At 72.5% G+C, this 25932-nt stretch carries 20 protein-coding genes; 8 read left to right on the top strand and 12 right to left on the bottom strand.

From position 1 onward, the window contains the following. Nucleotides 1–127: 127 nt before the first annotated feature. Entirely contained in the window at nt 128–874 is a 747-nt protein-coding gene (locus ACSLIC_RS08085; RefSeq protein ID WP_436737006.1) for a DUF4097 family beta strand repeat-containing protein, read from the top strand. Nucleotides 875–1691: 817 nt separating this feature from the next. Here ACSLIC_RS08085 and mgrA read toward each other — a convergent pair. Next, nucleotides 1692–2729: an L-glyceraldehyde 3-phosphate reductase gene (mgrA, locus tag ACSLIC_RS08080; protein ID WP_436737005.1), complete on the bottom strand. Its 1038-nt coding sequence runs from the start codon at nt 2727–2729 to the stop codon at nt 1692–1694. A gap of 363 nt (nt 2730–3092) precedes the next feature. Here mgrA and ACSLIC_RS08075 point away from each other — a divergent pair, with 363 nt between their 5' ends. From ACSLIC_RS08075 to ACSLIC_RS08060, 4 genes are all read left to right on the top strand, one after another. Then, nucleotides 3093–3854, top strand: coding sequence for an isoprenyl transferase (locus tag ACSLIC_RS08075; RefSeq protein ID WP_436737004.1), 762 nt, complete (start codon nt 3093–3095; stop codon nt 3852–3854). 368 nt (nt 3855–4222) lie between these two features. Further along, complete coding sequence (locus ACSLIC_RS08070; RefSeq protein WP_436737003.1) at nt 4223–5545, top strand: PhoH family protein; 1323 nt, start codon at nt 4223–4225, stop codon at nt 5543–5545. A gap of 489 nt (nt 5546–6034) precedes the next feature. Next, the gene (locus ACSLIC_RS08065; RefSeq protein ID WP_436737002.1) at nt 6035–6745 is read left to right on the top strand and encodes a transglycosylase SLT domain-containing protein; all 711 of its coding nucleotides are present in this window, start codon (nt 6035–6037) and stop codon (nt 6743–6745) included. Nucleotides 6746–6922: 177 nt separating this feature from the next. Further along, entirely contained in the window at nt 6923–8425 is a 1503-nt protein-coding gene (locus ACSLIC_RS08060; protein WP_436737001.1) for an AI-2E family transporter, read from the top strand. Between the two features lie 21 nt (nt 8426–8446). Here ACSLIC_RS08060 and ACSLIC_RS08055 read toward each other — a convergent pair whose 3' ends face one another. Next, nucleotides 8447–9412, bottom strand: a complete 966-nt coding sequence (locus ACSLIC_RS08055; RefSeq protein WP_436737000.1) for a LysR substrate-binding domain-containing protein — start codon at nt 9410–9412, stop codon at nt 8447–8449. A gap of 434 nt (nt 9413–9846) precedes the next feature. Here ACSLIC_RS08055 and ACSLIC_RS08050 point away from each other — a divergent pair, with 434 nt between their 5' ends. Together ACSLIC_RS08050 and ACSLIC_RS08045 are read left to right on the top strand one after the other, a co-directional pair. Continuing rightward, nucleotides 9847–10401: a peroxiredoxin gene (locus tag ACSLIC_RS08050; protein ID WP_436736999.1), complete on the top strand. Its 555-nt coding sequence runs from the start codon at nt 9847–9849 to the stop codon at nt 10399–10401. Nucleotides 10402–10410: 9 nt separating this feature from the next. Then, on the top strand, nt 10411–10947 hold the full coding sequence (locus ACSLIC_RS08045; RefSeq protein WP_436736998.1) for an alkyl hydroperoxide reductase: 537 nt from the start codon (nt 10411–10413) through the stop codon (nt 10945–10947). Between the two features lie 83 nt (nt 10948–11030). Here ACSLIC_RS08045 and ACSLIC_RS08040 read toward each other — a convergent pair whose 3' ends face one another. The 5 genes from ACSLIC_RS08040 to ACSLIC_RS08020 form a co-directional block, all read right to left on the bottom strand. Next, a complete protein-coding gene (locus tag ACSLIC_RS08040) occupies nt 11031–13451 on the bottom strand; it encodes an FtsX-like permease family protein (RefSeq protein WP_436736997.1) in 2421 nt (806 codons plus the stop codon). After that, entirely contained in the window at nt 13448–14167 is a 720-nt protein-coding gene (locus tag ACSLIC_RS08035) for an ABC transporter ATP-binding protein (RefSeq protein ID WP_436736996.1), read from the bottom strand. Before ACSLIC_RS08035 ends, ACSLIC_RS08040 begins: the two co-directional genes overlap by 4 nt. Then, complete coding sequence (locus ACSLIC_RS08030) at nt 14164–14688, bottom strand: PadR family transcriptional regulator (RefSeq protein WP_436736995.1); 525 nt, start codon at nt 14686–14688, stop codon at nt 14164–14166. The genes ACSLIC_RS08035 and ACSLIC_RS08030 overlap by 4 nt, the downstream gene beginning before the upstream one ends. A 126-nt stretch (nt 14689–14814) precedes the next feature. Then, the gene (locus ACSLIC_RS08025) at nt 14815–15078 is read right to left on the bottom strand and encodes a hypothetical protein (RefSeq protein WP_436736994.1); all 264 of its coding nucleotides are present in this window, start codon (nt 15076–15078) and stop codon (nt 14815–14817) included. Further along, nucleotides 15075–16064, bottom strand: a complete 990-nt coding sequence (locus ACSLIC_RS08020) for an SPFH domain-containing protein (protein ID WP_436740309.1) — start codon at nt 16062–16064, stop codon at nt 15075–15077. The genes ACSLIC_RS08025 and ACSLIC_RS08020 overlap by 4 nt, the downstream gene beginning before the upstream one ends. A 326-nt stretch (nt 16065–16390) precedes the next feature. Between ACSLIC_RS08020 and ACSLIC_RS08015 the strand changes: the two genes are divergently transcribed. After that, on the top strand, nt 16391–18595 hold the full coding sequence (locus tag ACSLIC_RS08015) for a transglycosylase domain-containing protein (RefSeq protein WP_436736993.1): 2205 nt from the start codon (nt 16391–16393) through the stop codon (nt 18593–18595). Between the two features lie 72 nt (nt 18596–18667). On the opposite strand, the gene ACSLIC_RS08010 is transcribed toward ACSLIC_RS08015, so the two are convergent. The 5 genes from ACSLIC_RS08010 to ACSLIC_RS07990 all read right to left on the bottom strand — a co-directional run bounded on the left by ACSLIC_RS08010 (nt 18668) and on the right by ACSLIC_RS07990 (nt 25697). Next, a complete protein-coding gene (locus tag ACSLIC_RS08010; RefSeq protein WP_436736992.1) occupies nt 18668–20131 on the bottom strand; it encodes a catalase in 1464 nt (487 codons plus the stop codon). A gap of 291 nt (nt 20132–20422) precedes the next feature. Then, nucleotides 20423–22573, bottom strand: coding sequence for a SpoIIE family protein phosphatase (locus tag ACSLIC_RS08005; RefSeq protein WP_436736991.1), 2151 nt, complete (start codon nt 22571–22573; stop codon nt 20423–20425). Nucleotides 22574–22608: 35 nt separating this feature from the next. Next, entirely contained in the window at nt 22609–23310 is a 702-nt protein-coding gene (locus tag ACSLIC_RS08000; protein WP_436736990.1) for a class I SAM-dependent DNA methyltransferase, read from the bottom strand. A 197-nt stretch (nt 23311–23507) separates the two neighbouring features. Next, on the bottom strand, nt 23508–24197 hold the full coding sequence (gene fomD / locus ACSLIC_RS07995) for a cytidylyl-2-hydroxypropylphosphonate hydrolase (RefSeq protein WP_436736989.1): 690 nt from the start codon (nt 24195–24197) through the stop codon (nt 23508–23510). 81 nt (nt 24198–24278) lie between these two features. Then, nucleotides 24279–25697 carry a class II fumarate hydratase gene (locus ACSLIC_RS07990; protein ID WP_436736988.1) on the bottom strand — a complete coding sequence of 473 codons (1419 nt, stop codon included), beginning with the start codon at nt 25695–25697 and terminating at the stop codon, nt 24279–24281. Nucleotides 25698–25932: the final 235 nt, after the last annotated feature.

The raw sequence follows: 25932 nt of genomic DNA, 5'->3' as shown, positions 1-25932 counted from the left end.
ACTTACGGTCGAAGGAGGCCGGAAAGGGGCCGGCTCACGCGCCCGGGGGGACTTGGCGCGCCGACCACGACCAGGCGCCACCGCGCGTACGAGCGCGCCCACGCGTACGACCAGAGGGGGACCCACCATGCGCCGCACCCGCCGCAGTTCGCCCACCGGCGCGGCCGTGCTCGCCGCCGTGCTCGTGCTGGCCCTGGGCGGACTCACCGCCTGCGGCCTCGCCCGGGCCGACGAGGCCCGCGACGACCAGCGGGTGAGGGGTGAGGTCAGCTCGGTCCGGCTCGACTCGGTCGCCGGTGCCGTCACCCTGCGCGGGGACCGCGCCGCCACCTCGGTCCGGGTCCAGCGCGCCCTGCGCTACCAGGGGCAGCGGCCCGAGGGAGCCACCCACCGGGTCGAGGGCGGTGTGCTCACGCTCTCCGGCTGCGGGCCGGACTGCTCGGTGACGTACACCGTCGACCTGCCGGCCGGGGTCCCCGTCAGCGGCAGCGCCGGCTCCGGGCACGTCACCCTGGCCAACGTGGGCGCGGTGGACGTCTCCACCACCGAGGGCGCGGTCGAGGTGACCGGTGCCACCGGCAAGGTCGCGGTCCGCACCGGCGACGGCCGGGTCAAGGGGCGCGACCTGTACGGCGACGGGATCAGCGTCCGCACCACGGGCGGCGTCGTCGACGTCGTCCCCGCCACCGCCCAGGACGTCAGCGCCACCACGGCCGACGGCTCCATCATCGTCTCGGCCCCGCCCGCCGCCTACCGCATCGCCGCCGTCACCGCCCACGGCACCAAGGCCGTCACTCTCGCCGACGACCCACACGGCGAGTACCACCTGGACCTGCGCACCGCGGGCGGCACGATCACGGTCCGGCCGTCCTGACCGGTTACGGCGCACCCGTGGACGTGCCCGGAGCGTGGAGTGCGGCACCGATCGAGGACGTACGAAGAGGGGGGGGCGACGAACTCATGGTGCGGAAGAGGCGGTTGGAGGCGTGCGTCTGGTGAGCGAGTGCGCGGACGCTGCTGGGCCCGCCGGCGCTGACCGGTCCGGGCGCCTTCGCGGCGGGGGTGTCGTGGGAGCGGAAGTCTGCCGGGGAGGCGTGGCCGGCGCCGGCGGAGGAATGCGGACAGACCCCCGAGGCGGAGCCAGTGATTCCGCATCGTTATCGAACGAGGCTCGTGGGGCGGTCGGTGCTCACGTAGGTTCAGGCCAACGCGCTTCGCGGCGGCGCGAAACGTGGCTCCGTGTCGCTGCCGGAGCCCGTGGCCGGCGCGGATCACGGGCCGGAGTGCCGCGCGGTGGAGGGGGCCGCGCGGCACACCCGCCCCGCCCGGCCTGCGTTCTGGATGCGTCAAGCCGAGGGCCGCGGCCGACGTAACCCGTGCGGGTGGATCACGTCCCGCCCGCCGCGTGCGCCCCATGCGCCCCGTGGGCCGGAGAAACCGCCGGTGAGAGGCGTTTCGTCACCCCGGACAGGGCTCCCCGGTGCGTCGCTGGGCAACTCCGGAGCGTAGTTTTTCTGCCGGAATGTACGCGGCATCACTTACGAAGGGTTATGGTGGAAACCCCCCCTCGGGCCGGTCCGTACCCCCCCCCACGGACCGGCCCGCTTTCTTGGGTACGGCGCGCCCCGCCCGTACCGCCGAGGGCGTCTCTCCCCGAAGGACTCGGTGGAGAGGCGCCCTCGGCGCTGTGCTCAGCCCCGGTCGGCCCAGATGTTGGTGCCCGGTGTCGAGACGGCGAACGAGTCGATCTCCCGCAGCTCCTCGGCGGTGAGCGGCGGTCCGGAGAGCGCGGCCACGTTCTGCTCCACCTGGTGCGGGCTGGAGGCGCCGATCAGCGCCGAGGTCATCCGCGGGTCCCGCAGCACCCAGCACAGCGCCAGCTGCGCCAGCGACTGGCCGCGGCGGGCGGCGATGTCGTTGAGGCCGTTGAGGCGGCGGGTGACCTCCTCGGAGAGGAGGTTCGGGTCGAGGGACTTGCCCTGGGTGGCGCGCGAACCCGCCGGGATGCCCTTCAGGTACTTGTCCGTCAGCAGCCCCTGCGCCAGCGGCACGAAGGAGATGCAGCCCATGCCGGCCGCCTCCAACGTGTCCAGCAGGCCGTCGTCCTCGGTCCAGCGGTTGATCATGGAGTACGAGGGCTGGTGGATCAGCGGGCGCACCCCCATCTCGCGCAGGATGCGGGCGGCCTCGGCGGTCTGCTCGCTGTTGTAGGAGGAGACGCCGACGTAGAGCGCCTTGCCCTGCTGCACCGCGCTGGCCAGCGCGCCCATCGTCTCCTCCAGAGGAGTGTCCGGGTCGAAGCGGTGCGAGTAGAAGATGTCGACGTAGTCGGTGCCCATCCGCTTCAGCGAGGCGTCGAGCGAGGACAGCAGGTACTTGCGGGAGCCCCACTCGCCGTACGGGCCGGGGTGCATGAGGTAGCCGGCCTTGGTGGAGAGGACCAGCTCGTCGCGGTAGGGAGCGAAGTCCCGCGCGAGCAGCTTGCCGAAGTTCAGCTCCGCCGAACCGGGCGGCGGGCCGTAGTTGTTGGCCAGGTCGAAGTGGGTGATGCCCAGGTCGAAGGCGCGGCGCAGGATCGCGCGCTGGGAGTCGAGGGAGCGGTCGTCGCCGAAGTTGTGCCACAGGCCCAGGGAGATGGCCGGAAGCTTGAGGCCGCTGTGACCCGTGCGCCGGTACTCCATGGAGTCGTAGCGGTCGGCCGCAGCCGTGTAAGCAGACGTGTCGGTCATGCTCACGAAACTACGTCAGGGCGGCCGGTTCTTCCGAAGGCGCTCCTTCCACTTGCCGGAAGGGCCAGTTGGGGCCGCCGCCTGGGGCCGCCGACCCCAGGTGCCCCCAAGGTGCGGTGCTATCGTCTTCACGGCGAACCCGGCGCATCCCGACACGGCCACGCACCGTGCGGAGCGAGAAGCAGGCCCGCGCCACCTCTCCGGAACGTCCCCCCACTCTCCGTGTGCGGAGTCGTATCCGCCGGGACGAGCAGTCCGCTCCCGCGAGCAGGAGCGGCGACCGACCCGACCACGGACCAGGCCGGCGCAGCGATAGTGTGGCGGCTTCGGTGACCGGTCGATCCCAGGAGGGGCTGAACAGACGTGAATCTGCGCGACCTGGTGTACAAACTCTACGCACGCCGGGTGGAAGGCCGCCTCGACCACGACCAGGTCCCCGGACACATCGGGGTCATCCTCGACGGCAACCGGCGCTGGGCCAAGGCGTCCGGCGGCACCACGGCGCAGGGCCACCGGGCGGGCGCCGACAAGATCACCGAGTTCCTGGGCTGGTGCGCCGAGAGCAAGGTGCGCGTCGTCACGCTGTGGATGCTCTCCACCGACAACTTCGACCGGCCCGAGTCCGAGCTGACCCCGCTCCTCGGGATCATCGAGGACGCGGTGCGCGGCCTCGCCGCCGACGGCCGCTGGCGCGTCCACCACGTCGGCACCCTGGACATGCTCCCCGACCGGACCCGCATCGTCCTCAAGGAGGCGGAGGAGGCCACCGCCGCCAACCAGGGAATACTGGTCAACGTCGCCGTCGGCTACGGCGGGCGCCAGGAGATCGCCGACGCCGTCCGCTCGTTGATCCTCGACCACGCCGAGCGCGGCACCTCCTTCGAGGAACTGGCCGAGACCGTCTCCATCGACTCGATCTCCGAGCACCTCTACACCCGCGGGCAGCCCGACCCCGACCTCGTCATCCGCACCAGCGGCGAGCAGCGCCTCTCCGGCTTCATGCTCTGGCAGAGCGCCCACTCCGAGTACTACTTCTGCGAGGTCTTCTGGCCCGCATTCCGCAAGGTCGACTTCCTGCGGGCGCTGCGCGACTACGCCTACCGCAACCGCCGCTTCGGCGGCTGACGCTCCCGCACCTCTACCTGACGCACCGGGACTCCCGGTACCGGACACCCCTCCGGTACCGGGAGTTCATCCGTGTGCGTGACGCCGCCACGCATGGTGCGGCGGCAAGGAGGGAATATCACTGCCAGGCCGGCGCCCGGGCAGTGCAGGGGCGGGCGCCGGAGCTCAGCGGGCGGCCCGGCCGTCCGCCCGGGAGGCCCTTTGCACCACCTCGACCGAGCCCTGGGCACGGACGGAGCGGAGGGCCGGAGCCCGGCCCGCGCAGGGGCCGCGCCCGGCCCGACCTCCTCCCCGGGACACCTCCGTCCCCGGGGAGGCCCCCGCGACCCCGTCGCACCCCGACCTCATCCGAGGGGGTACGTCCTTCCGTGGTGACCAGCTCAAAGCGCCGCATGCCCGACAGGCGCACCTACGTTCTCGACACCAGCGTGCTGCTGGCCGATCCGAACGCCATGATCCGCTTCGACGAGCACGAAGTGGTGCTCCCGATCGTCGTGGTCACGGAACTGGAGGCCAAGAGGCACCACCCGGAACTCGGCTACTTCGCCCGCCAGGCGCTGCGCCTGCTGGACGACTTCCGGGTCCGCTACGGCCGGCTCGACGCCCCCGTTCCGCTCGGGGACCTCGGGGGCAGCCTCCGTGTCGAGCTGAACCACTCCGACCCGGGAGTCCTGCCCGCCGGATACCGCCTGGGGGACAACGACTCACGCATCCTCGCCGTCGCCCGCAACCTCCAGGCCGAGGGGTTCGACGTCACCGTCGTCTCCAAGGACCTGCCGCTGCGCATCAAGGCGTCGTCGGTGGGCCTGCTCGCCGAGGAGTACCGGGCGGAGCTGGCCATCACCGACTCCGGCTGGACCGGGATGGCCGAGCTGCCCCTCTCCGGGGAGCAGGTCGACCTGCTCTTCGAGCAGGAGACCCTGCTCGTCCCGGAGGCCGCCGAGTTGCCGGTGCACACCGGGCTCACCATCCAGTCCGAGCGCGGCAAGGCGCTCGGGCGGGTCACCGAGACCGGTGAGGTGCGCCTGGTCAGGGGCGATCGGGAGGCGTTCGGCATCCACGGCCGCAGCGCCGAGCAGCGCATCGCGCTGGACCTCCTCCTCGACCCGGAGATCGGCATCATCTCCATGGGCGGCCGGGCCGGCACCGGCAAGTCGGCGCTGGCGCTCTGCGCCGGACTGGAGGCGGTGCTGGAGCGCGGCCAGCACAAGAAGGTGATGGTCTTCCGGCCGCTGTACGCCGTGGGCGGCCAGGAACTCGGCTTCCTGCCGGGCAGCGAGGCCGAGAAGATGGGCCCCTGGGCGCAGGCGGTCTTCGACACTCTCTCGGCCGTCACCACCCGCGAGGTCATCGAGGAGGTCGTGGCCCGCGGCATGCTGGAGGTGCTGCCGCTCACCCACATCCGCGGCCGCTCCCTGCACGACGCCTTCGTCATCGTCGACGAGGCACAGTCGCTGGAGCGGAACGTCCTGCTGACCGTGCTCTCCCGGATCGGTGCCGACTCCCGGGTCGTCCTCACCCACGACGTGGCCCAGCGCGACAACCTGCGGGTGGGCCGGTACGACGGCGTGGTGGCCGTGGTGGAGAAGCTGAAGGGGCACCCGCTCTTCGCTCACGTGACGCTGACCCGCTCCGAGCGCTCCCGGATCGCCGCCCTGGTGACCGAGATGCTGGAGGACGGCCAGCTCTGAGCAGGGCCGACCAGGTGACCGAAGCCTTCCGGACCGGGGCGAGTTGGCCCCTCGGCCCGCGCATTCGTAGGCCATTTGATCGGTACGTCTGAAAAGTATGACTGGTGGTACAAAGTGCCGTCGGGGAGGGCCAAGCAGCCTAGCTCGACGGCACTTTGCTGTGCGCACGTTTCCAGGAACCCCATGGGGCAAACAACGTGTGAGCTTAAACACGCGGGAGAGAATTGCCTTGCGGCGGGGGCGTCCGGCAGAGTCTTGCTCCTGTCAGGCCCCGCATACGGCAACGCGGTACCCCTAGCAGTACCAAGTAGGTCCAGAACTCCATAGAGACGCCGTATGCCACCCGAGCTGAACGGGGCGGTCCCCGCATCCGCGGGGTAGCCCTTTCGGGTCCGTGCTTCCCGTGACCACGTTCGAGAGGAAGCCAGCGCCAAGGGCACGATTGCGTCCGCGAGGTCACCCATGCGGACGACGCTGGAAGGAAACCGTGTGAGCCGGATCTCGGTCCGGGGATTCGCTGTGGCATCGGCTACGGCGGTCACCACTGTCGGTGCTGTCGTAGGCGTTGCCTCCGGCGGTGCCCAGCAGCCCGCGAACGACTTCGAGGCAGCCGCAGGCGAGGCGACCCTCCTCGCGGACATCCCGGCGGGCCAGCAGGCCCAGGTGCAGACCGCGTCGCTGGCCCAGCAGGCCGACGCGCAGTCGATCGCCGCGGATGCCGTGACCAAGAAGGCCGTGGAGGAAGCGGCCCGCAAGGCGGCCGCCGAGGCGGCGACGGAGAAGAAGGCCGCCGCCGAGAAGGCGGCGGAGGAGGCCGAGCGCAAGGCCGAGGAGCGCAAGGAGGCCCAGGAGAAGGCCAGCCGCTCCGAGACCCGCGACGCCACCAGCTTCGCCACCCAGTCCTCGTACACGGTCGCCCAGGTGCAGGCCATGGCGCGGCAGATGGTCCCGGCCGACCAGTTCCAGTGCTTCAGCAACATCGTGAACCACGAGTCCACGTGGAACTACCGGGCCACCAACCCGTCCTCCGGCGCCTACGGCCTCGTCCAGGCACTGCCCGGCACCAAGATGGCCTCGGCCGGAGCCGACTGGCAGACCAACCCGGCCACACAGATCAAGTGGGGCCTCAACTACATGGACCAGCGCTACGGTTCGCCGTGCGGCGCCTGGAGCTTCTGGCAGGCCAACAACTGGTACTAGAAGGCCCGGCCGTCGGACGCCTCACAAGGTGCCCGCTTCCGTCAACCTTGCCCGGCCCCTCACCGTCCCTACGGTGAGGGGCCGTTGCCATGTACGGTCGACTCCGCGTCGCCGGAGCGCTCCGGGGTACCGGAGCACCCGACGCGGAACGGGGACGAGGAACGGGGACGGAAGACGATGTCACGACTGCCAGGGTGGCTGGAGCGCGCCGGCGCCGAGCTGACGCGGATGGGTGCGGCGCTCGAGAAGCGCCGGGCGCGCGCCGAGACGTCCGAGGACGCGGCCGCCGCCGGTGCCCCCCGGGTGCCGGAACGTCCCTCCTACCCGCCCCGGCCGGCGGTCTCCCCGGCCCCGGGTGCCGCCCCGCTCGTCAAGGCCCCTCCGGAGGGCGAGCAGGAAGCCGCCCACGTACCTCCGCCGCCCGCCTACGCGCCGGCCGTCTCCGCGCGCCCCGACCCGGTCGACGCCGTGCCGTGGGGGGTGCGGGTGGCCGCCGAGGTGGGGTGGCGGCTGCTGGTGCTCGCCGGGACCCTCTGGGTCCTGATGAAGATCATCACCTCGGTCCAGCTGGTCGTCTTCGCCTTCGTCGCCGCGCTGCTGGTGACCGCGCTCCTGCAGCCGACCGTCACCGCGCTGCGGCGGATGGGGATGCCCAGGGGGGCGGCGACCGCCGTCACCGCCGTGCTCGGCTTCGTCATCATGGGGCTGGTCGGCTGGTTCGTGGTCTGGCAGGTGATGGAGAACGTCGACACCCTCGCCAGTCAGGTCCAGGACGGCATCGACGAGTTGCGTGGCTGGCTGCTGAAGAGCCCGTTCCACGTCACCGAGGACCAGATCAACGACATCGCCAAGACCCTGCGCGACGCCGTCGGCAAGAACACCGAGGAGCTGACCTCGGCGGGGCTGGAGGGCGTCACCGTCCTGCTGGAGGTCCTCACCGGCATGGTGCTGGCGATGTTCTCCACCCTCTTCCTCCTCTACGACGGCAAGCGCATCTGGCGCTGGTCCCTCCACCTGGTCCCCGCGCAGGCGCGGCCGGGCATCGCCGGGGCCGGGCCGCGCGCCTGGCGGACCCTCACCGCGTACGTGCGCGGCACGGTGATGGTGGCCCTCATCGACGCGATCTTCATCGGCCTCGGTCTCTGGTTCCTCGATGTGCCGATGGCGGTGCCGCTGGCCGTCTTCATCTTCCTCTTCGCCTTCATCCCGATGGTCGGCGCCGTCGTCTCCGGCGCGCTCGCGGTCGTCGTCGCGCTGGTGACGCAGGGCGTCTTCACCGCGCTGATGGTGCTGATCGTGGTGCTCGCCGTGCAGCAGATCGAGGGCCACATCCTCCAGCCGTTCATCCTCGGCCGCGCGGTGCGCGTCCACCCGCTCGGGGTGGTCCTCGCGGTCGCGGCCGGCGGGATGGTCGGAGGGATCGGCGGTGCCGTGGTCGCCGTGCCGCTGGTCGCCGTCATCAACACGGTCGTGGGATATCTGCGCGCCTACAGCCGCGAGACCGCCCTCAGGACCGCGCCGGGCCCGCACGGGGCCACCGCGCTGCCCGTCGCCCCCGTCGGCGGGGACGGCCCGGACCGCGCGGCGGCGCCCGTGCCGGCCGGTACCGCCTCCTCGGACGAGGCGGGGAAGGCCGGCCGCGACGCGGGGGCCGGGGAGGACCCGCCGGGCGGGAAGTGAGGCGGTCGCCCCGCCGGGCGTTCAGCTCTCCCGGAGGCGGACCGGTAGCGGGCGCAGCGCCTCGCGCAGGGCGGCGGCCAGTTCCTCGTACTCGTGGGTGCGGGCCGCGCCCGAGCGGAGCACCAGGCCCACCCGGCGGCTCGGGGCGGGGTCGGTGAAGGTGCCGGTGAGCAGCTGGGAGCTGCGGCCCGCCTCGACCTTCAGGGCGGTGCGGGGCAGCAGCGTGACGCCCAGTCCGCCCGCGACCAGCTGGACCAGGGTGGCGAGCCCGGCGGCGCTGGTGGTCACCGGGCGGTCGGCGCGACCGGCTTCGCGGCAGACGTCCAGGGCCTGGTCGCGCAGGCAGTGCCCCTCGTCCAGGAGGAGCAGGTCGACCTCGCGCAGTGCCTCGCGGGGGACGCCCTCGCGGCCGCCGAGCGGGTGGCCGAGCGGGGTGAGCAGGACGAAGTCCTCGTCGAAGAGGGGAAGTTCGGTCAGGCCGGGGAAGCCGAGCGGGGTGGCGAGCAGCAGCAGGTCGAGGCGTCCGGCGAGCAGGCCCTCGACCAGGGAGGCGGTCTGCTCCTCGTGGACCTGGAGGTCCAGCTTCGGGTAGGCGGAGCGGACCAGGCGCAGCACGGTCGGCAGCAGGTAGGGCGCGACGGTGGGGATGACGCCGAGCCGGACGGTGCCCGTGAAGGGGGCGCGGACCGCCTCCGCCTCCTCCAGCAGCGAGCCGACCTCGGTGAGGACGGCCTTGGCGCGCGGGGCGAGCCGCTCTCCGGCGGGGGAGAGGAGGACGCGGCGGGTGGTGCGCTCCAGCAGGGTGACGCCGAGGATCTCCTCCAGGGTGGCGACGGCGCCGGAGAGCGCGGGCTGGCTCACTCCGAGGGCGGACGCCGCGTCCCGGAAGTGCAGGTGTTCGGCGACGGCGGCGAAGGCGCGGAGCTGGGCGAGGGTGGGCCCCTTGGTGGCGCGGCCGGGGCGGGCCGAGGTGGGGCTGTGTTGCATGGGGCTCAAGTTCTCCGGCCGGTGCTGCTGGGGGTGGCGTCGACGGTCCGCCGCCACGTCTCCAGCCTACGGGCGCGGGCGGCCGGGACGCCGGTGACGCCTGCCACCCCTCCCCGGGCGGGCCGTCCGGGGAGGGACGGCAGGGCCGCTCGGCCCTTTTCGATGCGGAGGGTGAGCGTTACCGGTGGCACTCAGGGCATGGAATGATGCGTTCCGATCAATCGCGGACCGAGTTCCGCCGCCGGCCGCCGAGGGCGCGTCGCTCCGGGCCGAGTGCGAGACGTCCGGCACCATCGGGGAAAACCACTGGTGACACGCGGGCGACTGATTTGCTCCACCTATCGGTGGAAGGGGACTGATCGATTTCTCGACATGATCCCCCGTGTGGCACGCTGGGCCTTAGTCCAACCCCTCAGTACTACCGGAGGACCACAGTGCTCACTGTCGGTGACAAGTTCCCCGAGTTCGACCTCACGGCCTGCGTCTCGCTGGAGAAGGGCAAGGAGTTCGAGCAGATCGACCACAAGACCTACGAGGGCAAGTGGAAGATCGTCTTCGCGTGGCCGAAGGACTTCACCTTCGTCTGCCCGACCGAGATCGCCGCGTTCGGCAAGCTGAACGAGGAGTTCGCCGACCGTGACGCCCAGATCCTCGGCTTCTCCGGCGACTCGGAGTTCGTGCACCACGCCTGGCGCAAGGACCACCCGGACCTGACCGACCTGCCCTTCCCGATGCTGGCCGACTCGAAGCACGAGCTCATGCGTGACCTCGGCATCGAGGGCGAGGACGGCTTCGCGCAGCGCGCCGTCTTCATCGTCGACCAGAACAACGAGATCCAGTTCACGATGGTGACCGCCGGCTCCGTCGGCCGTAACCCGAAGGAGGTCCTCCGGGTCCTCGACGCCCTCCAGACGGACGAGCTCTGCCCGTGCAACTGGAGCAAGGGCGACGAGACCCTGGACCCGGTCGCGCTCCTCTCGGGCGAGTGAGGTAGCTCCATGGCTCTCGACGAACTCAAGTCCGCGATACCGGACTTCGCCAAGGACCTGAAGCTCAACCTGGGCTCCGTCATCGGCAACAGCCCCCTCCCGCAGCAGCAGCTGTGGGGCACCGTACTGGCCTGCGCGATCGCCTCGCGCTCGCCGAAGGTGCTCAGCGAGCTGGAGCCGGAGGCCAAGGCCAACCTGTCGCCCGAGGCGTACCAGGCCGCCAAGTCCGCCGCCGCCATCATGGCGATGAACAACGTCTTCTACCGGACCCGGCACCTGCTGTCGGACCCCGAGTACGGGACGATGCGGGCCGGTCTGCGGATGAACGTCATCGGCAACCCGGGTGTGGAGAAGGTCGACTTCGAGCTCTGGTCGCTCGCGGTCTCCGCGATCAACGGCTGCGGCCAGTGCCTCGACTCGCACGAGCAGGTGCTGCGCAAGGCCGGGACCGACCGCGAGACGATCCAGGAGGCCGTGAAGATCGCCGCCGTCCTCCAGGCCGTCGGCGCGACCCTCGACTCCGAGGCGGTCCTGGCGGGCGCGTGACGCGCTCCCGGTGACCCGGATCAGTACGGGAGCCCCCACCATGACCGGTGGGGGCTCCCGCGCGTCTCGGGCGACCTTGCGCGTCACTCGGTCCGCAGGCCCTCCGGCCGGGTCATCCGCAGCAGCGGCGGCAGCGAGGCCAGCGTGATCAGCAGGACCACCCCGGCACCCGTCAGCGCGTACGGCCAGAAGACCCACCAGGACTGGACGGGCTTGTCGATCACCCCGGCCATCGCCCGCCCGAGGCCGAGCCCGCCCACCACGGCCACACCGATGCCGAGGACGACGGGGACGGCGGTCTGCCACAGCGTGGACCAGGCCAGCATCCGGCGCGGGGTGCCGAAGGCGACCAGGGCGGCCAGCACCCGGCGGCGCTCCCGCAGCTGCTCGATCGTCGACACCAGCAGTGAGGCCGCGATCAGCACCAGCAGCACCGAGGCGCCGACCATCAGCGCGGTCTGGGCGCTGGCGTAGTTGCGGTCCCGGGTGACGGTGACGAAGTTGGTGACCCGCATCGTCGGGTCGATGGCGGCGGCGGTGTTGCGCACGTGCTCCACGCCGTCCGGGACCGTGGGGTCCAGCTTGACCAAGGCGGTGGTCATCGCCGGGGCGCGGCCCAGCTCGTCGCCGATGGCGCCCGGGGTGACGTAGATCCCGTCACGGTGGTTGCCGCCCGGGTCGGGCCGGGTGCGGACCACGGGGCTGTCGGCGGGCAGGGTCCAGAGGATCTCGCCGACCGGCTCGTGGCCGGGTAGCCCGGCGTCCTCGGGGCTGTCGCCGAGGTTGACCGGCTTGCCGGGCCTGGCCGACTCGTCGACCCAGTCGTTCATGTCCTCGTCCGGGCTGTGCGCGACGAAGGTGTCGCCGTCCGCGCACCGGTCGATCCGGGCCAGTTCGCGCAGGGTCGCGCAGTCGGCGATGTGCACCTCGGTGGTGGGGCGGATGTCGCCCTCGTACGGGCCGGGCCGGGTCGCGTAGACGTTGACCGTGCCGATGACCTTCCGGACGCCCTCGGTGGCACGGAACTCGGCGATCATGCGCTGGGCCAGCTCGCCGTCGGCTTGGTCGGCGGCGATGCCGACCTCGGCCCGGGACGGGTCCTGGCCGGTGAGCCGGGTGAAGTCCTCGTGCATCGAGCCGAGGAGCATCTGGATGGCGATGGCCCCCGCCACGGCCACCGTGATCCCGCCCACCGCCCGGGAGACCGACCCGCTCTCCAGCTGGAGGCGGCGGGTGGCGAGCTGCCAGGAGGGCGGGCCGCCGCGCAGCCGCCGTACCGCCGCCTCGACCGCCCAGGGAAGCAGGGCGGTCAGGCCGATCAGCACGAGGGCGCTGCCCGCGCCGATCACGTACTCGCTGTACATGACGGTGTGGACGTTGACGTCCCCGCCGAACGGGAGCATCAGCGCGCCGCCCAGGACCGGCAGCAGCAGGCGCCACCACAGGCGGCGACGGTGCGGCTTGGCGTGGCGGACCACCCCGAGCGGTTCGATCGCCACCGACCGCAGCGAGACGAGGGTGACCAGCACCGCCGCGAGCGGCACCCCGAGGACGACCACCAGGCCGAGCAGCGGGTCCGGCACCAGGTCGCCCGCGAAGACCCCGACGTCCCACACCTCGACGTACTGGGCGAGGGGGCGCAGGGCCAGGAAGAGGGCGGCGCCGACGACGAGGCCGAGCAGGGCGCCGCCCAGTGCCTCACCGGCCGCGATCCGCCTCACGGTCGGCCGGTCGGCGCCGACCAGGCGCAGCGCGGCGAGCCGCCGGTCGCGCCGGTCGCCGCCGAAGCGCACGGCGGTGGCGATGAAGACCGCCACAGGGGTCAGCAGGACCACGCACATCAGGGTGATCAGGATGACCAGCGAGGGCGCCAGCTCCTCGGCCTCGGTGGCCAGGCCGAACCCCTCGGTGCGCTCGGCGTCCTGGGCGGTGAGCGCGGAGCGGCCCGCGTAGAAGGTGAGTTCGCGCGGGTTGACCAGCCCCTCGTCGCCGATGGCGCCGACGATCTCCTGCGGCAGGCGCTCGCGGAGCAGGGCGCCCTCCTCGGTGCCCAGCAGGTCGCGCAGGGCGGGCGAGGCGTACATCTCACCGTCGGCCGGGATCTCGGGCAGGCCCGGCGGCAGAGCCGGGTCCTTCCCCTCGGCCTTGAGGTACGTGCCCCGGACGGTCTCGGCGCGGTAGTCGGACTCCGTGACGGAGTGGAGCAGGGAGGAGTCGGAGCGCTCGGCGCCCCCCGGGTCGCGCACCGCCGAGGCGGTACGGGCCTCGCCGCGCGCGGCGCGTTCGGCCAGCAGGTGCGGGGTACTGGCGGCACCGAGCAGCACGGCGACGGCGGCGCCGACCCCGGCCGCGGTCAGCAGGGTGCGCGACCAGCCCTCCCGGCCGCCGCCGAAGGCGAACCGCAGGCCGGTCAGCAGGTCCTGGAACCATCCGCTGCGGCCGGAGCCGCGCGGGGCGGACGGGAGCGGCGGCGCGGGGGCCGCCTGCGGTGCGGTGGTCGTCACGCGTACCGCTCCATGTCCCGGCAGCGGCCGTCGCGGACGACGATCTCGCGGTCGGAGTAGGCGGCCACCCGGTTCTCGTGGGTGACCAGGACGACAGCGGTGCCCGCGGCCCGGGCCGCCTCGGTGAGCAGTTCCATGACCCGCTCGCCGTTGAGGGAGTCGAGCGCGCCGGTCGGCTCGTCGGCGAAGAGCACGCGCGGCCCGGTGACCAGGGCGCGGGCCACCGCGACCCGCTGGCCCTGGCCGCCGGAGACCTCGCCGGGGCGGTGGTCGCCGACGTCGTCCACCTCCAGCCGCTCCAGCCAGGAGGTGGCGGCGGCCTCGGCGGCCCTGCGCCGTACACCGTTCAGCCTCAGCGGCAGTGCCACGTTCTCCACGCAGGTCAGCTCGGGGACGAGCTGGCCGAACTGGAAGACGAAGCCGAACTCGCTGCGGCGCAGGGCGCTGAGGCGCCGGTCGGGCAGGCGGCTCAGTTCGGCGTCCTGGTAGGTGAGGGAGCCGCTGTCCGGGCGGACGATGCCGGCCAGGCAGTGCAGCAGGGTGGACTTGCCGGAGCCGGAGGGCCCCATGACGGCGACCACCTCACCGGCGTGGATGGAGAAGTCGGCGCCGTCCAGCGCGGTGGTCTGCCCGTACGCCTTGCGCAACCCGCTGGCGGCGAGCAGCGACCCGGAGGGGGCGGCGGAGGCAGGGGCCTCGGGGGAGGGGGCACTCACGCGCCGACCGCCTTTCCGAGCGCGCCGAGGCGGGCCGCGGTCAGCTCCAGCCAGCGCAGGTCCGCCTCCAGGTGGAAGAGGGCGTGGTCGCAGATGAGCTGGTCGGCGAGGTCGCCCTGGCGCTTGCGGGCGGTCAGGGCGCGCATCAGCCGCAGGTGTTCGGTGCGCTGGGTGTCGAGCAGGTCACCGGCGTCGCGGCCGGTGAGCAGGGCGAGGACGATCTTGGTGTACAGGGTCGACTGGAGGTAGGGCTCCGGCTTCTCGGGGGTGGCGAGCCAGGTGGCGACATCGGTGATGCCCGCCTCCGTGATGGCGTACCGCTTCCGTTCGGGGCCGGCGCCCGTCTCCACGCCGTCGACCTCCACGAGGCCGTTCTTCAGCAGGCGGGACATGGTGGCGTAGACCTGGCCGTAGTGCAGCGGTCGGTCGTGGCCGAACTTGTCGTCGAAGGCGCGCTTGAGGTCGTAGCCGTGGCGGGGGCCGGACTCCAGCAGGCCGAGCAGGGTGTGACCGATGGACATGGCGAGCACTGTACATGGCATGTATACCCGCGATGAATAGTGGGGGAGGGGGGTTCGGAGGCGCCCCGAGCCGGGTGGGCCGAAGGCGGCCCACCCGGCTCGGGGTGGTGTCGTGCGCGGTGGCGGTCAGTCCCCCGCCTCGGGCTCCTCGCGGCGGGGCGGGCGGCCCCGGCGCGGCAGGGGGCCGGTGGCGCCGGGGAGGCGGCCCGCCTCCGAGAGGGCGCGGCGGAGGAGGAACTCGATCTGCGCGTTGGTGCTGCGCAGGTCGTCGGCGGCCCAGCGGGCGAGGGCGTCGTGGACGAGCGGGTCGAGCCGCAGCAGGACCTGCTTGCGTTGCTGCCGGGGCCGTCGCGGCCGGCCGGTCGCTCCTTCCTCCGTCGCTCCGGTCACTGGTAGAGCGTGCCCGTGTTGACGACCGGCTGGGCGGACCGGTCGCCGCAGAGGACCACCATCAGGTTGCTGACCATGGCGGCCTTGCGGTCGGAGTCGAGCTCCACGATGTCGTCCTCCTGGATGCGGGAGAGCGCCTGCTCGACCATGCCCACCGCGCCCTCGACGATCAGGCGGCGGGCGGCGACGACGGCGCCGGCCTGCTGGCGCTGGAGCATCGCCGAGGCGATCTCCGGGGCGTAGGCGAGGTGCGTGAAGCGGGACTCGACGATCTTGACGCCCGCCGCCTCGACCCGGGCGTGCAGCTCCACGGCGAGCTTCTCGGTGATCTCCTCGGCGTTGCCGCGCAGGGAGAGGCCGCCCTCGTCGTGGGCGTCGTAGGGGTACTCGATGGCGATGTGGCGGACCGCGGCCTCGGTCTGGGTGGAGACGAACTCCAGGAAGTCGTCCACCTCGAAGACGGCGCGGGCGGTGTCCTCGACCTTCCAGACGACGACGGCGGCCAGCTCGATCGGGTTGCCGTAGGCGTCGTTGACCTTGAGGACGGCCGTCTCGTGGTTGCGCACCCGGGTGGAGATCTTCTCGCGGGTGGTCAGCGGGTTGACCCAGCGCAGGCCGTCGGTGCGGATGGTGCCGCGGTACCGGCCGAAGAGCTGGACGACGCGGGCCTCGCCCGGGGCCACCATGTTCAGCCCGCACATCGCGAGGAAGGCGCCGATCGCTACCAGGACGCCGACGGTGATCAGCACGGCCTTGACGGCATCGGTCTCGGCCGCCGCGCCGAAGGCGATGAGGCCGGCGCCGGCGACCAGGCCGACCAGGCCCAGCAGCAGAGCCATCGCCCCGCCGATGCTGTGCGCCTTGAACTCGCGGACGGACGGCTGCGGCATGGCGGGCAGGTCCGGCGTGGGGTCGACGGCTGGGGTGTGGGAGGAGGTGGTCACGGAGTCCCCGTTTCTGTGGTCGTGTTGCTCGCACTGGCCAATCAAACTGATATCACTTTAACGGAGTGGCGGTGCTCACGCCAGTCCCGCTTCCGCGCCGTTCCCTGGCCGGAAACAGGCGGTGCCGGCAACCCTCGGGCGCGTTCGTGAGTCGGTTCCCTTGGTCGCGGGTGCTCATTCTCACGTCCGGAAAAGGTCGGATCGGCAACCGTTTGTCCCCGGTCGCGGTGTTAGCTTTCAAAGCTGACCGGACGGGTGTGGCCGCAGGGCGCGGGTAGTAGCCGAACGCGGGTGTCCGGGCCGGCCGGGCGGGATCAGACCCGTACACCCCGGGGTTCTCGGAGCGGAAAGAAGCGGAGCGACTCACCATGAGCCGATCGGACGAAGGACGGGCGGGACGGGGCGGCATACGCCGCTTCTTCACGCTCAGGAAACTCCTCGGCGCCTTCTTCGCCGTCTGCCTGCTCGGCATGCTGGGATTCGTCGGCCTGTACCTCGCCGTCGACGTTCCCGAGGGCAACGCCGACGCCAAGCGCCAGAGCAACGTCTACAAGTACGCCGACGGCTCCCCGATCACCCACACCGGGTCCGTCAACCGCGAGATCGTCGGCCTCGACCGGATACCCAAGAACGTGCAGCGCACGTTCGTGGCAGCCGAGAACAAGACGTTCTACACCGACGGCGGCATCGACCTGAAGGGCACCGCCCGGGGCCTGATCAACACCGTCTCCGGCAAGGGCAAGCAGGGTGGCTCCACCATCACCCAGCAGTACGTGAAGAACTACTACCTCACCTCCGACCAGACGGTCAGCCGCAAGGTGAAGGAACTGGTCATCGCGCTCAAGGTCGACCAGCGGATGAGCAAGGACGACATCCTCGCCGGCTACATCAACACCAGCTACTACGGCCGCGGCGCGCACGGCATCCAGGCCGCCGCCCAGTCCTACTACGGCGTCGACGCCGACGACCTCACCGTCTCCCAGGGCGCTTACCTCGCCGCCCTCCTCCAGGCCCCCAGCCAGTACGACTGGGCCGTCGCCTCGGACCGGGGCAAGCAGCTCGTCAAGGAGCGCTGGCGGTACGTCCTGGACAACATGGTCGACCAGGGCTGGCTCGACGGGGCGAGCGCCGCCGGGCAGAAGTTCCCGGTGCCGGACGAGCCCAAGCCCGCCCCCGGCCTCGCGGGCCAGAAGGGCTACCTGGTCAACGCCGCCAACAACGCCCTGCGCAAGCAGCTGATGGCCGAGGGCGCCAGCGCCGAGGAGGCGCAGACCTCCGTCGAGGCCGGCGGCTGGACCATGACGCTCAACATCGACAAGAAGAAGCAGCGCGAACTGGAGCGTTCCGTCGACAGCTCCCTCAACGACAAGCTCGACCCGAAGGCCCGCGAGGTCGACGCCCGCGTCCAGACCGGCGCCGCCTCCGTCGACCCGCGCAACGGCAAGGTCCTCGCCCTCTACGGCGGCCGTGACTACCTAGAGCACCAGCTCTCCAACGCCACCCGCCGCGACTACCAGGCCGCCTCCACCTTCAAGCCGCTGATCCTCGCCTCCGCCCTGGAGAACGGCGCGAAGACCCAGGACGGCCAGCCCGTCACCGCCGGCACCGTCTACGACGGCACCAGCGAGCGGCCCCTGGAGGGCTCGCCCACGCCGTACGCGCCCCCCAACGAGGACGACATCGACTACGGGCCGGTCACCGTCCAGAAGGCGATGAACAAGTCCATCAACTCCGTCTTCGCGCAGATGGGCGTCGACGTCGGCATGGACCAGGTGATGAAGACCGCCGACGACCTCGGCATGGACGTCGAGGGCCTGGAGGCGGTCCCCGCCCAGACGCTCGGCTCGATGGGCGCCAGCCCGCTGGAGATGGCCGGGGTCTACGCCACCTTCGCCAACCACGGCAAGCTGGTCTCCCCGGCCGTGCTGAAGAGCGCCGAGCACCGTGACCGCTCCGTCGACCTGCCGAAGGCCATCGGGGAGCAGGTGGTCAAGCGCTCCACCGCCGACGCCGTCACCTCCGTCCTCACCGGCGTGGTCGACGACGGCACCGGCTCCGCCGTCCGCAACCCCGCCCAGGACGTGGCCGGCAAGACCGGCACCTCGGACGACAACAAGTCCGCCTGGTTCACCGGCTTCACCCCGAAGCTCGTCACCTCCGTCGGCCTCTTCGGCGAGGACATGGAGAAGAAGGGCCAGCAGGTCTCCCTGTACGGGGCGGCAGACGGCGGCCGGGTCAACGGCGGCGGCTTCCCCGCGCAGATCTGGGCCGACTACACCTTCAAGGTGATGGGCACCCCGGTCGGCTTCGACCTCGCCACCGACATGGGCGCGGGCGTCGCCCCGCCGCCGGAGCCCGAGGAGAGCACGCCGCCGGAGCCGGAGGAGAGCGCGTCCGGGGAGCCGAGCACTCCGCCCGAGCCCAGCGAGGAACCGACCAGCGAGGAGCCGACCGACCCCGCGCCCTCGGACGAGCCCTCCGGCGGCCCGTCGATCCCCGAGCCGCCGGAGGAGACCCCGCCCGGCCCGGAGCTGCCCAGCGTCGGGCCCGGCGTGCCGGGCGTGGAGCAGTAGGCGGCGGCACACGACCAGGCCCGGCCCCCCTCCCGCACGGGACGGGGGCCGGGCTTTTTCCGGTCCGGGAGGTCAGCCCGCCTCGACCTCGCGGGCCACCGTGTCGCCGAGGTCCTGGTCGACGTTGCGCCAGTAGGCCAGCGCCCGCTCCAGCACCGGGCGGGTCACGCCGTCCAGCAGGTGGCCCGCGATGTTCGAGGCCAGCCGCTCACGGGCCGCGTCGTCCAGCACGTCGCGGACCATCGTGCCCGCCTGGCCCCAGTCGCTGTCGTCCCGTCGCAGCGCGTACGCCTCGTGGACCATCTCCCCGGCCGAGTACCAGCCGGCCGCCTCGCCGAACCGGGCCGTGTCCGCGTCGGGGCCGCCGTACGAGTTGGGCGCGTACACCGCGTCGACCCGGGCCGGTTCGTACCGCATCGGGCCGTCCTTGGCGTAGGAGGCGATCGGCGAGCGCGGGCGGTTCGGCGGGAGCTGGGCGTAGTTCGGGCCGATCCGGTACCGGTGGGTGTCCGGGTACGAGAAGAGGCGGCCCAGCAGCATCTTGTCCGGGGACGGGCCGATGCCCGGCACCAGGCTGGACGGCTCGAACGACGCCTGCTCGATGTGGATGAACCAGTCCTCGGGGTTCTCGTCCAGCGTCATCCGGCCGACCTCGATCAACGGGTAGTCGCCGTACGGCCACACCTTGGTCAGGTCGAAGGGGTTGAAGCGGTAGTCCGCCGCGTCCTCGAACGGCATGATCTGCGCGTACATCGTCCACGTCGGGTGCTCGCCGCGCCTGATCGCCTCGAAGAGGTCGCGGCGGTGGACGTCGGCGTCCTCGCCGGCGACCCGGTCCGCCTCCTCCTGGGTGTAGAACGCGATGCCCTGGTCGGTCTTGAAGCGGTACTTCACCCAGAACCGCTCGCCGCCCTCGTTGACCCACAGGTAGGTGTGCGAGCTGAAGCCGTCCATGTTCCGGTAGGTGCGCGGGATGCCCCGGTCGCCCATCAGCCACGTCACCATGTGCGCCGACTCCGGCGAGAGCGTCCAGAAGTCCCACTGCATGTCGTGGTCGCGCAGCGCGTTGTCCGGACGGCGCTTCTGCGAGCGGATGAAGTCCTGGAACTTCATCGGGTCGCGGACGAAGAAGACCGGCGTGTTGTTGCCGACCATGTCGTAGTTGCCCTGCTCGGTGTAGAACTTCAGCGCGAAGCCGCGCGGGTCGCGCCAGGTGTCGGGCGACCCCTGCTCCCCGGCCACCGTCGAGAACCGGGCCAGCATGGGCGTGCGCCTGCCCGGCTGGAACAGGTCGGCCTTGGTGAACTGGCTGACGTCGTTGGTCACCTCGAAGAAGCCGTACGCTCCCGTCCCCTTCGCGTGCACCACCCGCTCGGGTACCCGCTCGCGGTTGAACTGCGCCATCTTCTCGATGAGGTAGTGGTCCTGGAGCAGGATCGGCCCGTCCCGGCCCACGGTCAGCGAGTGCTCGTCGCTCTCCACCGGGATGCCGGCGTTGTCGGTGGTGTACGGGGCCTGCTGCGGTGCGTCGGACACGGGGTCCTCCCATCGGTGCGGGTCTCACGGGCGCGGGCGGTGCAACCGCCCACCCCGGGGCCCCTCCGCGCTCCACCCCCGCAGTCAAAGTCGCCGACGGCGTGTCGGCAACCCGGGTGAGCCGTCCGGTGCCGTACCGCCCTGCCGACGCCGGGGCAGGGCGGACCCCGCGCACCTCGTCCGTACCGCGACCCGCCTGCCCCGGCGCCACCCGGGCACGCCCCGGCCCCGCCCGCACCGGCTGGACCGGGGCGGGCGGGGCCGGGGCGTGTCCGGCGGACGGGCCTCCGCTCAGGGCATCGACAGCTCGAACCAGACGACCTTGCCGTTGCTCAGCCGGGTCGCGTCCCAGCGCCGGGCCACCTTGTTGACCAGGTACAGGCCGCGCCCGCCCTCGTCGGTGGCGCGGGCCTGTCGCAGCCTCGGCAGTTGGGGCACGTCGTCGCCGACCTCCACCCGCAGCACGTCGGTGCGCAGCAGCCGCAGTGTCACCGGACGCGAGGCGTACCGGACCGCGTTGGTCACCACCTCGCTGACCAGCAACTCCACCGAGTCCGTCAGCTCCTCCAGGCCCCACCGCGCCAGCGCCGCGCGGGCCAGGCGCCGGGCGCGGCCGGGCGCCGCCGGGTCGGGGTCCAGGAACCAGTACGCCACGTCGCTCGGCGCGATCCCGTCGAAGCGGGCCGCGAGCAGCGCGATGTCGTCGTCCCGGTCGCCCGGACCCAGCATGTCCAGCACGTCGTCGCAGAGCGCCTCCAGCGGCGGCGGATGGTCGGAACCGGTCAGCCGGGCCGTCGCCGCCAGTCGCTCCCGCAGCTGCTCGATGCCGGTCCACACGTCCCGCAGCCGCGACTCCACCAGCCCGTCGGTGTACAGCAGCAGCGTCGCCCCGGCCGGCGCCTCCAGCTCCACCGCCTCGAAGTCGACCCCGCCGACCCCGATCGGCGCGCCCGGCGGCACCCGCAGCACCTCCGCGCGGCCGCCCAGGTGGAGCAGGACCGGCGGCGGATGCCCGGCGTTGGCCACCGTGATGCGGTGCGCCACCGGGTCGTAGACCGCGTAGACGCAGGTCGCCATCCGGTCCGAACCCAGCCGCTGCGCCTGCTCGTCGAGGTGGTGCAGCACCTCCTGCGGCGGCAGGTCGAGACCGGCCAGTGTCTGCGCGGTGGTCCGCAGCTGCCCCATGATCGCGGCCGAGGTCATCGAGTGGCCCATCACGTCGCCGACCACCAGCGCCACCCGCGAACCCGGCAGCGGGATCGCGTCGTACCAGTCGCCGCCGACCCGGGCCGTCTCGGCGGCCGGCAGGTAGCGGCTGGCCAGCCGGACCCCGGTGGCCTTCGGCAGGGTCTCCGGGAGCATGGTGCGCTGCAACTCGTCGGCGATGTACGCCTCGCGGCCGTACAGCACCGCCTTGTCGATGCCGAGCGCGCTGTGCGTCGCCAGCTGGGCCGCCACCAGCAGGTCGTCCTGCTCGAAGGCGGGCCGGTCCGGGCTGCGCAGGAAGACGGCCGCGCCGATCACCCGGCGACGGCCGCGCAACGGCGCCAGGATGGTACGCATCCCGCCGGGCACCGTCCGCCCCTCACCCAGCAGTTCGGCCAGCGCGGCCTGGGCCGAGGGCGCCTCGGAGAAGACCGGGCGCACCCCGCGCAGCACCTCGGCGAGCGGACCGCCCAGGCGCACCTCGCACAGCTCGGGCGAGAGCAGCGCCTCCGGGGAGAGCGGTATCTGCGCGGCGAGCGAGCGGTCGCCCTCCTCCTCGGCCTCCCCGAGGTGGCGCAGCCGGTCGGTACGGCGCAGCCGCAGCACCAGCGGCCCCGTCGGCCGCTCGTCGCCGACCAGCAGCGGATCGCTGAGGTAGACGAGGATGGCGTCGGAGAAGGTCGGCACCGTCGCCCGGCACAGGCCCATCACGATCTCGTCCGGGTCGATGCCCCGGGCGATGCGCCGGGTCGCCGCGCCGACGAACCTCAGCCGGTCACCGTCGCGTCGCGCCGTGCCCGGCAGCTGGCCCGGCACCTGTCCGCCGTCGCCGAGGCCACCGCCGCGCGCCGGCTCCTCGCGGGAACCGCGGGCCGCGCCGAGGCCGGCCTGTGCGGGCGTCGCGCCGTGCTCGACGGGCGCGTCGGGCGCGCCCCGGCCGGAGCGCGCGGAGCGGCGGCGTCCGGAGCGGGAGCCCTTGGCGGGGGCGGGGGAGTCCTGTGCGGGTAAGGCCGCGGCCCGCCGGGAGCCGCCTTTGCGGCGCCGCCGCCCTTTGGCCTGCGGCGGCACGGGGGCGTCCTTGGCGCGCCCCCGTGCCGGTGGACCCGCCCGCTCCGGGCTCTCCGGCGCTTCGGCCGGATCGGGGGTACGCGGGCGCGCCCCGCGCCGTTCGGCGGGGGCGGTCGGGCCGGCAGCTCGCGGCTGCCGGCCCTCGTGGGAGGTGGGGTGCTCCGTCACGCGTGTCGAATCCGTCCGTCCGGGGCTGCGCCGTGTCAGTCGCGCCGGCAGTTCAGGAAGAGCTGGTACTCGGGTGGGGCGTCGGTGCTGGCCGGCGCGTACGCGTAGTCGTCCTCGCCGAGGATCTCGAAGCCCGCCTCGGTCACCACGCGGCGCAGCTCCTCCCGAAGGTAGCCGGAGACCCGCAGGGTGTGGCCGAGGAAGGGGATGCCCGCGTCGTTCAGGTCGGCCTCGACCATCGACAGGGCGAGGTGGCCGCCGGGCACCAGCAGCGAGCGGAGCAGCCGCAGCGCGTGGGGGATCTCCTCGCGCGGCAGCATCAGCAGGGTGAAGAAACAGGTGACGGCGTCGAACCGGCCGAGCCCGTCCGGCCCTTCGGCGCTCAGCGAGGCCAGGTCGCGGTGGTGGAACTCGGCACCGGGGACGTTGGCCCGGGCCAGCTCCAGCATCCCGGCGGAGAGGTCGACACCGGTCACCCGGTGGCCGGCGTCGACGAACTGGCCGACGGTCGGCAGGCCGGTGCCGCAGCCGACGTCCAGGACCCGGGCCCGGGCCGGGAGTTCGGTGAGCAGCCGCCGCACAGCGGCGATCTGGCCCTCCTTGTGCGGGAACGCCTCGTCGTACCGCCTGCCTATGGCGTCGAACGCCTCGGCCTGCCCGGTGCGGTCCACGACCAGGCCCGCGGCGTAGCCGCCCGCCGTCGCGCCGTTCTCCCGCTGCCCTGGACCCTCGTTCACGTCGTGTTCCGCCCCTCGGTGCCTGTCTGCCTGACGTGTGCTCGTGCGTTGCGATCGTGCGGCGGCGGGTGGCCCGTCCGGTGGGGGGCCGGCCGTCGCCGTGTCGTGCGGTGCGGCCCACCGGTACCGGCCCGGCGGCTGCTGTGTCCTTGCGGACGACGATCCTACGTTTGGAGTACGGCCCTGTAGCAAGGGTCTCACGGTCCCACTGACACACCCGTGCGATCCCAGTCCTCCGGAAGAACCGGAACCGGCCACCCGGGGTCCGGCCGCCACTCGGGCCAGCCGCCGCTGAACGGCGCCCCCCACGCGGTGATCCGCTCGATGGCCCGGGCGCCCGCCTCGCGTACCGCGCGGGCCTGGTCCGCCGTCATCAGGCCGACCGCCTGGGCCTCGGCGAACTCGTCCTCGTCCAGCCAGCGCCAGCTGCGGTCGGGGGCCACCGCGATGTCCAGGAAGTGGTCCTGGGAGTCGACGCCGCCCGACCATCTCCGCAGCGGCTGCTCCAGGTTGACGTACCAGTTCTTGAACCGCCAGCCCGGCTCCCAGAAGAGCCATACCGACCACGGTTCGCCCGGGTGGGCCAGTTTCAGCACCCCGGTGCCGAACCAGCGGTCCCGGCGGACCGCGCGGGGCTTGGTGTAACGCGTCGTCAGCGGCTCGCGGTGGAGCGGGGTGCCGTCGGCGAGGACCGGGCGGACCACCTCGGTGCCGGGCGCCATCCACACCGCGAGCAGGTCGGCGGTGTCGTGGACCACCGTGACCGGGCGGCAGATGTGGAACCGCTCGCCGGCGTTCTCCCGGTACCGCCACAGGATCGGCGTGCCCGGTGCCCACCGCCCGCCCCGCGCCGCCGCACCGCCCGCCGCACTCTCCGTCTGTGCCATGGCCAGATATTAGGGGGTGCCGGGCGGGCGGGTCGGCCGCCCGGAGGGGGCGACGGGGTGCCCCCGCCGCCCCGTCGCAGGTCAGGGGCGGGTCATCCGCAGGACGTCCAGTGCCTCGTCGAGCTGTTCCAGCGTCAGGTCGCCGCGCTCCACGTACCCCCCGTCGAGGACCACCTCGCGGATGGTGCGCCGCTCGGCCAGCGACCGCTTGGCGATCTTCGCCGCCTCCTCGTAGCCGAGGTACTTGTTGAGCGGGGTGACCACCGAGGGCGAGGACTCGGCGTACTCGCGGGCCCGTTCCGCGTTGGCGGTGATGCCGTCCACCGTCCGGTCGGCCAGCAGCCGGGAGACGTTCGCGAGCAGGCGGACCGACTCCAGGACGTTCTTGGCGATGACCGGGAGCATCACGTTCAGCTCGAAGTTGCCCGCCGCGCCGGCCGTGGCGACGGTCGCGTCGTTGCCGGTCACCTGGGCCGCCACCATCAGCACCGCCTCCGGGATCACCGGGTTGACCTTGCCCGGCATGATCGAGGAGCCCGGCTGGAGGTCGGGCAGCTGGATCTCGGCCAGACCGGTGCGCGGACCCGAGGCCATCCACCGCAGGTCGTTGGCGATCTTGGTCAGCCCGACCGCGATCGTCCGCAGCTGCCCGCTGGTCTCCACCACGCCGTCCCGGGCGCCCTGCGCCTCGAAGTGGTCGCGGGCCTCGGTCAGTTCGAGCCCGGTGGTCCGCGCCACCTCGGCGATCACCGCGGGCGAGAACCCCTCGGGCGTGTTGATCCCGGTGCCCACCGCCGTCCCGCCCAGCGGCAGTTCGGCCAGCCGGGGCAGCGAGGCACGCAGCCGCTCCACGCCGTACGACACCTGGGCCGCGTAGCCGCCGAACTCCTGGCCGAGGGTGACCGGGGTGGCGTCCATCAGGTGGGTGCGGCCGGACTTCACCACGTCCGCGAACTCCTCGGACTTGCGCCGCAGCGCCGCCGCCAGGTGCTCCAGGGCCGGGATCAGGTCGCGGGTGACGGCGGCGGTGGCCGCGATGTGGATCGAGGAGGGGAAGACGTCGTTGGACGACTGGGAGGCGTTGACGTGGTCGTTGGGGTGGACCGGGCGGCCGAGGCGCTCGGTGGCCAGGGTGGCCAGCACCTCGTTCATGTTCATGTTGGACGAGGTGCCCGAGCCGGTCTGGAAGACGTCCACCGGGAACTCGCCGTCCCACCGGCCGGCGGCCACCTCCTCGGCGGCCGACGCGACGGCCCCGGCGATCTCCTCGTCCAGCACGCCGAGCCGGGCGTTGACCGTGGCGGCCGCGCCCTTGATCCGGGCCAGCGCCTCGATGTGGGCCCGCTCCAGGCGCTGCCCCGAGACGGGGAAGTTCTCCACCGCCCGCTGCGTCTGGGCCCGCCACTTGGCGCCGGCCGGGACGCGCACCTCGCCCATCGAGTCGTGCTCGACGCGGAAGCCGCCGGCCGCCGCGTCCGTACGGGAAGCGTCACTCGTCATGTCGTCCTACCTCCGAGAACCGGTGGGCGAGAGGAGGCGCCGGGGGCGGGGAAAAGGGCCTCCGGCGCACGGGCCCGCCTGAACAGTTGAGCGATTGTCCGGTTCGACGTATTCCCCTGACCGCTACCGACCAGTAAAAACCCTCGGTAGCACCCGGTACCCGCAACGTCACCGAAGCCATGGGGATGCCCGGTACGGACACCCCCATGGGCCACCTGCGCCCCTTGGAGACGCC

This window comes from Streptomyces sp. BBFR102 (genome assembly GCF_051397025.1).
GTDB lineage: Bacteria > Actinomycetota > Actinomycetes > Streptomycetales > Streptomycetaceae > Streptomyces.
Note: the sequence above shows the minus strand (reverse complement) of the source record. Positions and strands in the feature narration are given on the sequence as shown.

What these genes read in the sequence shown, in the direction of transcription:
- ACSLIC_RS07990 (WP_436736988.1), bottom strand. Translation starts at nt 25,697, where the DNA reads ATGACGAGTGACGCTTCCCGTACGGACGCGGCGGCCGGCGGCTTCCGC.
- ACSLIC_RS08015 (WP_436736993.1), top strand. Translation starts at nt 16,391, where the DNA reads ATGAGCCGATCGGACGAAGGACGGGCGGGACGGGGCGGCATACGCCGC.
- ACSLIC_RS08060 (WP_436737001.1), top strand. Translation starts at nt 6,923, where the DNA reads ATGTCACGACTGCCAGGGTGGCTGGAGCGCGCCGGCGCCGAGCTGACG.
- fomD (WP_436736989.1), bottom strand. Translation starts at nt 24,197, where the DNA reads ATGGCACAGACGGAGAGTGCGGCGGGCGGTGCGGCGGCGCGGGGCGGG.
- mgrA (WP_436737005.1), bottom strand. Translation starts at nt 2,729, where the DNA reads ATGACCGACACGTCTGCTTACACGGCTGCGGCCGACCGCTACGACTCC.
- ACSLIC_RS08085 (WP_436737006.1), top strand. Translation starts at nt 128, where the DNA reads ATGCGCCGCACCCGCCGCAGTTCGCCCACCGGCGCGGCCGTGCTCGCC.
- ACSLIC_RS08030 (WP_436736995.1), bottom strand. Translation starts at nt 14,688, where the DNA reads ATGTCCATCGGTCACACCCTGCTCGGCCTGCTGGAGTCCGGCCCCCGC.
- ACSLIC_RS08045 (WP_436736998.1), top strand. Translation starts at nt 10,411, where the DNA reads ATGGCTCTCGACGAACTCAAGTCCGCGATACCGGACTTCGCCAAGGAC.
- ACSLIC_RS08055 (WP_436737000.1), bottom strand. Translation starts at nt 9,412, where the DNA reads ATGCAACACAGCCCCACCTCGGCCCGCCCCGGCCGCGCCACCAAGGGG.